Source organism: Methylobacterium sp. WL19 (genome assembly GCF_008040005.1).
Taxonomy (GTDB): domain Bacteria; phylum Pseudomonadota; class Alphaproteobacteria; order Rhizobiales; family Beijerinckiaceae; genus Methylobacterium; species Methylobacterium bullatum.
In genome coordinates this window covers 1-10,813 of record NZ_VRVC01000153.1, presented here as the reverse complement: position 1 = coordinate 10,813, position 10,813 = coordinate 1, and the positions used below count along the sequence as shown (strand labels likewise).

The following is a 10,813-nucleotide window of genomic DNA, read 5'->3' as shown; positions in this document are numbered from 1 at the left end:
GCACCGGCGAGCGACGGCATCACGCCCCGCACCCCGGCGCGGCGGCGGCTCGCCTATGACGAACTCCTCGCCTCGCAGCTGGCCCTGGCCCTGATGCGCGCCCGCAACCGCCGCGCGCCCGGCCGGGCCAATGCCGGGGACGGGCACCTCAAGGACCGGATCGAAGCCGCCCTGCCCTTCGCGCTCACCGGCGCCCAGGCCCGGGCCGTCGAGGAGATCCGCGCCGACCTCGCCTCCGACCGGCGCATGCTGCGCCTGCTCCAGGGCGATGTCGGCTCGGGGAAGACGGCGGTGGCGCTGCTGGCCATGGCCTCGGCTGTGGAGGTCGGCCGGCAGGCGGCGCTGATGGCGCCCACCGAGATCCTGGCGCGCCAGCATTTCGAGCGCCTGACGGGGCTGGTCGGTTCGGTGCGTCTGCGCCTCCTCACAGGGCGCGACAAGGTTTCGGAGCGCCGAGCGACGCTCGCCGACCTCGCCGATGGCCATATCGATATCGTGGTCGGCACCCATGCCCTGTTCCAGGACAGCGTGATCTTCAAGGATCTCGGCGTCGCCGTGGTGGACGAGCAGCATCGGTTCGGCGTCCATCAGCGCCTCGCGCTCGGCGCCAAGGGGGCGGCGGTGGACATTCTGGTGATGACCGCGACGCCGATCCCCCGCACCCTGGCGCTGACCTGCTTCGGCGACATGGACGTCTCGGTCCTGGACGAGAAGCCGGCCGGCCGCCAAGCCATCGCCACGCGCCTCGTCTCCATCGACCGGCTCGACGAGGTGGTGATGGGGCTCGGCCGGGCGCTTGCCGCCGGGGACAGGGTCTACTGGATCTGCCCGCTGGTGGCGGAATCCGAATATGTCGACCTCGCCGCCGCCGAGGACCGCTTCGCCGACCTGCGGCAGGAATTCGGTGACGCCGTCGGGCTGATCCACGGCAAGATGCCGGGGCCGGACAAGGATGCCGCCATGGAGCGGTTCGCCGCCGGCGAGACGAAGATCCTGGTCTCCACCACGGTGGTGGAGGTGGGCGTCGACGTGCCGGAGGCGACGATCATGGTGATCGAGCATGCCGAGCGCTTCGGTCTCGCGCAATTGCACCAGCTGCGCGGTCGGGTCGGGCGCGGGGCCAAGGCTTCGACCTGCCTGCTGCTCTATCGCGGGCCGCTGGGACAGGTCTCCCGTGCCCGCCTCGAAATGATGCGCGAGACCGAGGACGGCTTCCGCATCGCCGAGGAGGATCTGCGCCTGCGCGGCGAGGGGGAGGTGCTGGGCACCCGGCAATCGGGCGCGGCTGCCTTCCGCCTCGCGAATCTGGAGAGCGATGCCAGCCTGCTGGAAGTGGCCCGTGACGATGCCAGGCTCATCGTCGAGCGCGATCCCGGCCTCAGATCCGAGCGTGGCAGAGCACTCCGGGTGCTGCTCTACCTGTTCGAACGGGACGCGGCGATTCGGTTGCTCGGAGCCGGCTGAGCCGATTCGCCGGCTGAACGAGCCCCGCGCCAAACCTGAACGCATCGCCACAAAAGCGACGAATCGACCCCCGATGACGTCTGCGCAGTTCAGCTTCACGAACCATGGCACCGCAGCCGCGGAACGCCGGAAATCCCTTATCTTTCAAAGGGTAGGCTGACTTCCGGACCTCTTTCCCCGAGCCGTTGTGCGGTGCCGCACGGACTTCCTGAACTTGAAATGAACGTATTCTCCCCTTAACTGAACATGAACGAACAGCCCGCCAGACTGGGCTGCCACACAGAATTCAGGAGGATGGATATGTCTGCCGGACTGTTCCAAAACCTACCGGGTGCCCATGAAATGGGGAGCGTCCACGCCCTTCCGAGCGAGCCTTGGCTGCTTCCGATCTCGGATGGCAAGGAGCCCGCGCTGAAGACGACGGACGATGTCCTCCTCGCGGTCCGTCAATCCGCCCGCCCCTTCCAGATCGCGGCGAATGCCCTGATGGTCCTACTCTTGGTGGCTGTCACCGCCCAGATCGCCATGGGCTGGGGTGGTTCCACGATGGCCCCGCACGCCAACAGCCATGTCGCCGATGCCTCGCCGCCGACGCTGCCCATCGAGAAGGCCTCGATGACGGTCCACAACTAGGCGCGTTCGAGCAGGGCTCCCGAAAGGCGGATTCGCTGTTCGGGAGATGTGCGTCGGGTCGACGTCCCTGCCCAAAGACTTGCACCGGCAACCCTGCATGGGCGAGCGTTTCACTCCGTGCTAACGAGCTTCTCCTGGCGACGGGACGAGGCTTCGAGCGCCGCCTCCGGCCCGGTGGCCTGCCCGTTCTGAGCCGCACGGATCGACGCCGCCATGGCCTGCAGCCTGACCTGCGGGTCCTCCGGCTGGATGACCCCCGCCGACATGACCAGCTTGGCCGCGTCGTCGATGCTCATGGGCACTTCGATGATGTCCGCCCGCGGCAAGTAGAAGAAGAACCCCGTCGTGGGGTTGGGCGCACAGGGCAGGAACACGCCCACATGGTCGTTCTCCTCGCCGAGCGCCGTCTGCACGTCGGGGCCGGCCGGGGCCGAGACGAACACCACCGACCACGTTCCCTTCACCGGGAATTCGACCAGGCCGACGGTGCGGAACGACGTGCCGTTGGCCGAGAACAGCGTCTCGAAGATCTGCCGCAGACCCTTGTAGAGGCCCGAGATCACCGGGGTGCGCGCGAGCAGCACCTCTCCGAACTCCACCACGCTGCGGCCGACGAGATTGGCGGTGAGGAAGCCGAGCAGCGTCACGGCGATGAAAGCGATGACGAGGCCGATGCCCGGAATCGAGAAGGGCAGGTAATGGTCCGGCAGGTAGCTCGCCGGCACCAGGGGCTTCACCCAGCCGTCGATGAGGCTGATGAACCACCACGTGATGTAGATCGTGATCGCCAGCGGCCCGGCGACGATGATGCCGGTAAGGAAGTAGGTCCGCAGGCGGCTCTTCTTGCTCACCCGAGGCGGCGGCCGTGCTCCGGCGGGGTCTGGTTCCGGCAACGGGGTGAGCGTTTCGCGCACGGGCGGCCTGTCTCGTGGGAGGCCGATCGTCAGCCTGCATGACAAGGGTTAGCGGGTCGGGCGTGTCACCTCAAGCGCGAGGAAGCGCCCCTGCCCCGGATGATCCGAGGCCGAGGATCACGGCTTGGTCTCGCCGAGCGCCGCCTCTGCCGCCAGCGCCCTCTCCTTCCACGCATCCCGCTCCGCCAGGGCCTCCTTGAGGGCGAGTTCGGCGCGCTGAGCCCGCACGGCGCTGGCCGAGGCCAGGGCTTGGGCCCGTTCGCGGGCGCGGGTCTCGCCGGCCATCTGGACCTTGAGGTCGCGCGGCGTTGCCATGGTCGTGTCCGTTCTCGTCGGGGAGGGAAGTGGCAGGATGCCCCGCCGACGCTGCTTGTGCCAGATCCATGACGTGACGCGAAGGCGCGGAAGGCCTGTGCCGGCAACCCGTCGTCCCGGGGCCGCGTCGCGGAGCCCGGGATCCAGAAACGCAGGAGGTTCAGAACCTTACCCCGCCGTCAGCGGCATGTCATAGGCGGTCGCCCAGCCCCGTCCGGGGGCTGGGTGTCCTCAGGGCGACGGATGCGGGTCGTTGGCCAGCCGGATCGGTTCGCCGTGCGGGGTCGCGGCAGCGGCGCGCAGGAAGGCGTCGCTGCGGGCCTGGACGCTCGCGGAATCGGTGACGCCGCGTTCGGCGAGCAGGGCTTCCAGGGTCGCGAGCCAGCGTCCGTAATCGGCCGCCGCTTCCGGCTTCCCCTCCGGCCGGATGGTGCGCCCGAGGGCGCGCGCCCATTCCTCCTGCGTGAACAGGCCCCGCTCCTGCAGGGCGACCACCAGGGCGAAGACCTGCGCCTCCCAGGGTTCCGCGAACGGTCCCGGATCGTCGGGCCGGCACATGGCGGTCATTGTGGCGTCCCCGGCAGGAGATATCCCTCGAAGGCGGCCACGGTGACGCGCCCGCCCGGGTCGGCGCTCGCCCCCCACAACTCAGTGGCCTCGAACCCCACTGTGTAGAGCCATTGCGGCGGGGCATCCCGGCGCTCCGCGCTGGCATCGGGCAGGACGAAGGCGCCGTGGATCCGCTCGATGACGCCACGCCGGCCCCGGACGTAACGGGGTAGGCGGGTGTGGCCAATGGGGTGGTCGTTGCGGGTCAAGACGGGGTCGCGTACCGCATATAGAGCCGGCGCATCCGGCGGCCGGTCGCTGGGGAATCCCGCAGAAAAGCGGGGCGGGATCTCCTCCGCGCGCAGCACGCGTTTGACCGGGCTCGCCGGCCCGGCGCTGGCGCCCGCAGCGATTTCTTCTTGCGTGGCAAGGCCATGCGCGACGATCTGCGCTTCGAGGGCAGCGAGCCAGATCTCGTAATAGCTCGCCGACAGGTACTCCGCCGGGGGCAGCGATTCCCGCGCGGCGCGGCTGCCGTCCAGGGTCCAGGTACCGGTATAGCCCACCGCCAGAGCCAGGGCGAAGACACGCCGTTCCCATTCCGAATGAAAAACCGGCTCGTTCGCCTCCGGCATGACGGTGCCGAATCCGTGGGCGCCGCCGAGATCCTGCGCGCCGTTCATTGGGCCGTCTCCGGGGTGAGCGGCTGCCCGGTGCCGATCATGGAATCGCGCGTGACCAGGGCGGCGAGCTCGGCCTCGCTCAGGGATTCGGTGCCGGCGGGGCGGAGGGGCAGGACCATGAAACGGGTCTCGGCGGTGGAATCCCACACGGTGATGCGGGTCGCCTCGGGAAGGGTGAGACCGAACTCGGCGAGGACCCCGCGCGGGTCGAGGACGGCGCGGGCGCGGTAGGGCGGCGCCTTGTACCAGACCGGCGGCAGGCCGAGCACCGGCCAGGGATAGCAGGAACACAGGGTGCAGACGACGAGGTTGTGGCTGTCGGCCGTGTTCTCGACCACCACCATATGCTCGCCGCCGCGTCCCCCGATGCCGAGTTCCGCGATGGCCGGCGTCCCGTCGGCGAGGAGCCGTTCGCGATAGGCCGGATCGGTCCAGGCGCGGGCGACGACACGGGCGCCGTTATGGGGGCCGATGCGGGTCTCGTACATCTCGACCAGCGCGTCGAGGGCGTCGGCCTGGACGTAGCCTTTCTCCAGAAGCAGCGATTCCAGCGCCCTCACCCGCGCCTCGATGGGGGTGAGGCTGCTGCCATGCGCGTGGTCCGGGTGGTCGTGGTGATGGTCGTGATCGTGCGCCATGGCGTCTCGTCCTGTGCCCGGAACGGCTTTCAAGTCGGTCGTCCGGCCCGAAGGCCGGCAAGCACGGGGCGCACCGGGCGATGTGCGAGCGCCAGTCTGATACCGGAGAGGCACCGTGTCGACACCACCTCGCAGAGCCTCAGCGCACGGCCTCGATGGCCTCCTGGGCATCGCGGTGATCCTCGGCGGTGGCCTCGGGCTTCTCCTGCCGGACGGGGGCCTGCGGCGCGGCGCAGAGGCTGACCGTGATCGGGAAATGGTCCGATCCGACGCCGGGCAGCCGTTCCATGTGGCCGAGCAGGAAGTGCTCGCTGAAGAAGACATGGTCGAGGGGCCAGCGCATCACCGGCCATTGCGCGTGGAAGGTCGCGAACAGGCCGCGGCCCCGGCGCGGATCGAGCAAGCCGCTGATACTCTGGAACAATTGAGTCGTGCGGGACCAGGCCACGTCGTTGAGGTCGCCGGCGACGATGGTGGGACCCGGCGCTTCCGCGACTTCGCGGGCGACGATCACCAGCTCGGCGTCGCGCGGCGCGCTGCTATGGCCGGGATGCGGGGGGCGCGGATGCAGGCCATGGAGCCTCACCGTCTCCCCGTCCGGCAGCACCACCTGTGTGCGCAGCGACGGCACGTCGTCCTGAAGCAGGAAGCGGATTTCGGGGCCGCGCAGGGGCAGGCGGGAATAGAACAGCAGGCCGTAGGTGTTGTCCTGTGGCTGCTCGACCCGGTTCGGGTAGAGCGCGCGCAACGGAGCCATGGCCTCCTGCCAGGCGGAATCGGTCTCCAGCAGCAGGACGAGATCGGGCGAGCGACGCGTGACGAGATCGAGGGCCGCGCCGTAATTCCTGTTCGTCTGCAGGACGTTGAGCACCACGAGGCTGAGCCGGGCTCCCGGCTCGCAGGCTTTGGCCGCCTTCGCCTGGGTGGCGGCGAGCGGGGTGAAGGGCAGGATGAAGCGGACCTGCATGACCAAAGCCGCCGCCATGGCGAGGGCGAGGATGAGGGAGGTCGTGTCCCTGGAGACCAGAAGGAGGCCGGAAAGGCAGGCCGCCAGCGCCACCGCGATCTGCAGCCGGGGGAAGTCCAGGCTGCGGACGAAGCCGAGATTGGTCTCGATCAGGGGCAGCACCGTCGCTGCCACGAGCAGACCGGCGATGCCCTGCAGGGCGAGCGTGAGATACGTCAAACCTGGTCTCCGCCGCCGTGCGCCCGTCATGGAGCCGCCCAACCGGGCCATTCAAGGGGCCTGCCGCGTCGTCTCGCGCGACCGCCACGCGGCCCCGTATGACCGCCATGCGACCCCCGCTTCGACCGCCACGCGACCCCGTTTCGAGGCGCGCCTGACAATCGACGGATTCCGGTGGCGGTTCCGGCCTATTCGACCGTCACGGATTTGGCGAGGTTGCGCGGCTGGTCCACGTCTTTGCCCATGAACACGGCCGTGTGGTAGGCGATGAGCTGGATCGGCACGGCGTAGACGATGGGAGACACGACCGGGTCGAGGTCGGGCATGGTCACCGTCGCCATGGTGTCGAGGCCGGCGGCCGCCGCGCCCTTGGCGTCGCCGATGAGGATGATGCGCCCGCCGCGCGCGGCCACCTCCTGCATGTTCGACACCGTTTTCTCGAAGATCGCGTCGTGCGGCGCGATGACGATGACCGGCACGCTCTCGTCGATGAGAGCGATGGGGCCGTGCTTGAGCTCGCCGGCGGCGTAGCCCTCGGCATGGATGTAGCTGATCTCCTTCAGCTTCAGCGCGCCTTCCAGGGCCATCGGGTAGCTGGTGCCGCGGCCGAGATAGAGCACGTCGCGGGCCTTCGAGACCTCACGGGCGAGGAGCTCGATTTCGCCTTCCAGCTTGGTCGCGTCCGCCATCAGGCCCGGCACGGTGATGAGCGCGTCGACGAGTTCGCGCTCGCGCTCGGCGCTCAGGGTGCCCCGCGCCCGGCCCGCCGCGATGGCGAGGCACAGCAGCACCGTGAGCTGGCAGGAGAAGGCCTTGGTGGAGGCCACGCCGATCTCGGGGCCGGCGAGCGTCGGCACCACGGCCGAGGCCTCGCGGGCGATGGTGGAGGTCGGCACGTTGACGACCGCCAGGGTGTGCTGGCCCTGGCTCTTGGCGTAGCGCAGGGAGGCCAGGGTGTCGGCGGTCTCGCCCGATTGCGAGATGACGAGGGTCAGGCCGGCCGTGTCGAGGGGCGGCTCGCGGTACCGCGCCTCGGACGCGACGTCGATCTCCACCGGCAGCCGCGCCAGGGATTCGAACCAGTATTTCGCCACCAGCCCTGCATAATAGGCGGTGCCGCAGGCGGTGATCGAGAGCCGCGAGAGGTCCTTGAAATCGAACGGCAGCGCCTCTGGCAGGGCGACCCGGCCGTTGGCGAGATCGACGTAATGGGCCAGCGTGCGGCCCACCACCTCGGGCTGCTCGTGGATTTCCTTGGCCATGAAGTGGCGGTGGTTGCCCTTCTCCACCCGGTAGGCCTGGGCGACGATGCGCTGGCGCTGGCGCGAGACCGGGTTGCCGTCGATGTCGCGGATCGCGGCGCCCTCGCGGGTCAGCACCGCCCAGTCGCCCTCCTCCAGATAGGTGATCTCCTCGGTGAAGGGCGCCAGCGCCAGGGCGTCCGAGCCGAGATAGGTCTCGCCATCGCCGAAGCCGATGGCCAGGGGCGCCCCGTGGCGGGCGCCGATGAGGAGATCGTCGTAGCCGGTGAAGATGAAGCCCAGCGCGAACGCGCCGCGCAGGCGCGGCAGGGCAGCGGCCACGGCCTCCACCGGGCCCAGCCCCTTGTCCATCTCGGCGCTGACGAGCTGGGCCACGACCTCGGTGTCGGTCTCGCTCTCGAAGCGCACGCCACTGGCCTGCAGCTCGGCCTTCAGCTCGCGAAAGTTCTCGATGATGCCGTTATGGACCACCGCCAGCCGCGCCGTGGCATGCGGGTGGGCATTGGTCTCGTTGGGGCGGCCATGGGTGGCCCAGCGGGTATGGCCGATGCCGATGGCGCCGGGCAGCGGCTCGTCGCGCAGCCTGAGTTCGAGGTTGGAGAGCTTGCCCTCGGCACGGCGGCGATCCAGCCGGCCATGGGCCAGGGTGGCGACGCCGGCCGAATCGTAGCCGCGATATTCGAGGCGGCGCAGGGCTTCGACCACCTGTCCCGCCACCGCCTCATGCCCGACGATGCCAACGATTCCGCACATGGTCGCTTCTCTCACACGAGGGGCCGGGCCGGAATGGCGGAAGCGGGACAGGCTTCCGACGTCTCCGACCGGGATATTGGCGGTGGCCCACGCAAGGAGCGGCCCAAGCCTTCTGGAAGGGCCTTGTACCGGATCGGAACACGATCCGGCCAGGGCTCCTGCCGTCATGCCATATCCGAGGTCGAATTTGGCTCAACGCCTACATTCACACTTGTTAGCAAAATACTGAAGAGACTAGTTTTTCTTGGATCGAGACGCCTTCATCGCCTGCAGTGCCGCCCGCATCCCGCCGGCCATGCCCTCGATGATGCGCTGGCGGCTGCGGGCGATGGCGAGGGCATCGGCCGGCACCGAGGCGGTGATGACCGAGCCCGCGCCGACGATGGCGCCGGCCCCGACGCTCACGGGCGCCACCAGGGCGGTGTTCGAGCCGATGAAGGCCCCGGCCCCGATCTCGGTGCGGTGCTTGTTCACCCCGTCGTAATTGCAGGTGATGGTGCCGGCCCCGACATTGGCGCCCGGCCCGATCTCGGCATCGCCGAGATAGGTCAGGTGGTTGGCCTTGGCGCCCTCGCCGAGGCGGGCGTTCTTCATCTCGACGAAATTGCCGATGCGGGAGCCCGTCTCCAGCACCGCGCCGGGGCGAAGCCTCGCATAGGGGCCGATATGGACGCCCTGTGCCAGGGTCGCGCCTTCGAGATGCGAGAAGGCATGGATCACGCAATGGTCGCCGACCGTCACGTGGGGGCCGAACACCACATGAGGTTCCACGAGAACGTCCCGGCCCAACACCGTGTCGACGCTCAGAAAAACCGTTTCCGGCGCCACCAGCGTGGCCCCTCCGATCTGGGCCGCGCGGCGCAGGCGCGCCTGGATCGTCGCTTCGGCGACGCTCAACTGGACCCGGTCGTTGACGCCCTGCGCCTCGGCCTCGTCCACGGGCACCACCGCCACGTCGAGCCCGTCGTCCACGGCGAGGGCGACGGCGTCCGGCAGGTAGTACTCGCCCGCCGCATTGGCGTTGCCGATCCGCGTCAGCAGGGCGAGGGCATGGGGGCCGGAGAGGGCCATGAGGCCGGCATTGCACAGGGTAACGGCGCGTTCCTCCGCGCTCGCATCCTTCTCCTCGCGGATGGCGAGCACGCGCCCGCCCTCCGTCAGCACCCGTCCGTAGCCGGTGGGAGTCTCCGCCGTGAAGGCCAGCACCGCCACCGCCGCCCCCTCGGCCAGGGGCGCGCGCAGGCGGGCGAGGGTGGCCCCGGTAATGAGGGGTGTGTCGCCGAACGCGATCACCACGTCGTCGGAGCCCGCTTCCAGGGCTTCGCGGGCGGCCAGAACCGCATGGGCCGTTCCGAGGCGCTCCACCTGCGGATGGACCGAGGCGCCGGGCGCCGCGCGGGCGATCTCGGCGGCGACCGCCTTTTGGCCCGGCTCCACCACCACGGCGATGCGGGTCGCCCCCGCCTCGCTCGCGGCGGCGAGCACGTGGCCGAGCATGGTCCGTCCGGCCACCGCATGCAGGACCTTGGGCAGGTCGGAGCGCATCCGTGTGCCCTTGCCGGCGGCCAGCACGATGGCGGTCAGGCTGCGTCCGCCCGTCCTGGCGGGCTCGGTGGAATGGGGGGTCTGCGCCGTCATCGTCTCTCCGCCGCTGTCGGGCCGGGGGCCGGTTCGCGTCTCGTCCGGCTGCGCTACTGCGCGGCTTGCCGGGTAGCAAGCCTGCCCGGCCGGCGAGCCGGAGGCGCGGACGGAGGTCCGGTCCGCGCCGTCGCGGTCACTGGCTCTTGAGGATCAGGGTGATCAGCACCGCGGCCACACACACGAACATGACGACCCCGAGGACCAGGCTCGCCAGGGTGGTGGTGGAGATATAGGTGCCGGCGACGGTTCCCAGCATGCGCGTGACACCGCCTGCCGCCGGGGATGCGGCGTCACCGGGGTGGCCGCAGCCCGGGCAGGCGAGGGCCTGCGCGGAGACCTGTCGCGCGCAGGCAGGGCATGGGATCAGGGCCAATGAGGTGCCTCGTGTGAGGTGAACGACCCACGGAATCTGTCACAAGCGCGGCCATTCGGCCAGTCCGAGCCCCCTCGCCTGCCGTGCCCGGCGCTGGCCGGCCGCTCGCCCGTCGGAAAATCCGCGTTCCGTTGAACGGTTTCGGTTCTTTCCGGCTTAAGGTTGGGTTCAGGCCGTGCCGTGGTAAAGCCGGGACATACCGCATCGCACCCCGCGCCTTCCCGCGCCGACATTACAGGTCCAATGACGCCGACGATTCCGGGACTTCGCCGCGCCGTGGCAGAACCCTCCTCCAATGATCCCGTGGTGACGGGACCGCAGGACCGGAGCCGTCGGGAGCTTCTCTTGCAGGCGAGCGCCGCTGCGCTGGCCCTCTCCCTCCCCGGCACCGCCGCCCTGGCC

General features: G+C 69.7%; 11 protein-coding genes. 2 read left to right on the top strand and 9 right to left on the bottom strand.

Features of this window, described 5'->3' with window-relative positions:
- On the top strand, nt 1-1,464 hold a 1,464-nt coding region (gene recG / locus FV220_RS21940), incomplete at its 5' end, for an ATP-dependent DNA helicase RecG (protein WP_147833217.1).
- Nucleotides 1,465-1,764: 300 nt separating this feature from the next.
- Nucleotides 1,765-2,097 (top strand): hypothetical protein, encoded by a 333-nt coding sequence (locus FV220_RS21935; protein WP_147833216.1) that lies wholly within the window; start codon nt 1,765-1,767, stop codon nt 2,095-2,097.
- Between the two features lie 110 nt (nt 2,098-2,207).
- Here the strand turns inward: FV220_RS21935 and FV220_RS21930 are convergent, their stop codons facing one another.
- From FV220_RS21930 to FV220_RS26445, 9 genes are all read right to left on the bottom strand, one after another.
- Complete coding sequence (locus FV220_RS21930) at nt 2,208-3,011, bottom strand: DUF502 domain-containing protein (protein ID WP_187273494.1); 804 nt, start codon at nt 3,009-3,011, stop codon at nt 2,208-2,210.
- A gap of 117 nt (nt 3,012-3,128) precedes the next feature.
- On the bottom strand, nt 3,129-3,326 hold the full coding sequence (locus FV220_RS21925) for a hypothetical protein (RefSeq protein ID WP_018043714.1): 198 nt from the start codon (nt 3,324-3,326) through the stop codon (nt 3,129-3,131).
- Nucleotides 3,327-3,557: 231 nt separating this feature from the next.
- On the bottom strand, nt 3,558-3,893 hold the full coding sequence (locus FV220_RS21920; RefSeq protein ID WP_082473330.1) for a nitrile hydratase accessory protein: 336 nt from the start codon (nt 3,891-3,893) through the stop codon (nt 3,558-3,560).
- Nucleotides 3,890-4,558 (bottom strand): nitrile hydratase subunit beta, encoded by a 669-nt coding sequence (gene nthB / locus FV220_RS21915; protein ID WP_147833215.1) that lies wholly within the window; start codon nt 4,556-4,558, stop codon nt 3,890-3,892. Before nthB ends, FV220_RS21920 begins: the two co-directional genes overlap by 4 nt.
- Nucleotides 4,555-5,196 (bottom strand): nitrile hydratase subunit alpha, encoded by a 642-nt coding sequence (nthA, locus tag FV220_RS21910; RefSeq protein ID WP_147833214.1) that lies wholly within the window; start codon nt 5,194-5,196, stop codon nt 4,555-4,557. Before nthA ends, nthB begins: the two co-directional genes overlap by 4 nt.
- 139 nt (nt 5,197-5,335) lie before the next feature.
- Nucleotides 5,336-6,382: an endonuclease/exonuclease/phosphatase family protein gene (locus FV220_RS21905; protein WP_147833213.1), complete on the bottom strand. Its 1,047-nt coding sequence runs from the start codon at nt 6,380-6,382 to the stop codon at nt 5,336-5,338.
- Nucleotides 6,383-6,570: 188 nt separating this feature from the next.
- A complete protein-coding gene (gene glmS, locus FV220_RS21900) occupies nt 6,571-8,397 on the bottom strand; it encodes a glutamine--fructose-6-phosphate transaminase (isomerizing) (RefSeq protein ID WP_147833212.1) in 1,827 nt (608 codons plus the stop codon).
- A 234-nt stretch (nt 8,398-8,631) separates the two neighbouring features.
- Nucleotides 8,632-10,035, bottom strand: a complete 1,404-nt coding sequence (glmU, locus tag FV220_RS21895) for a bifunctional UDP-N-acetylglucosamine diphosphorylase/glucosamine-1-phosphate N-acetyltransferase GlmU (RefSeq protein WP_147833211.1) — start codon at nt 10,033-10,035, stop codon at nt 8,632-8,634.
- A 136-nt stretch (nt 10,036-10,171) separates the two neighbouring features.
- The gene (locus FV220_RS26445; RefSeq protein WP_280940242.1) at nt 10,172-10,294 is read right to left on the bottom strand and encodes a hypothetical protein; all 123 of its coding nucleotides are present in this window, start codon (nt 10,292-10,294) and stop codon (nt 10,172-10,174) included.
- Nucleotides 10,295-10,813 lie beyond the last annotated feature (519 nt).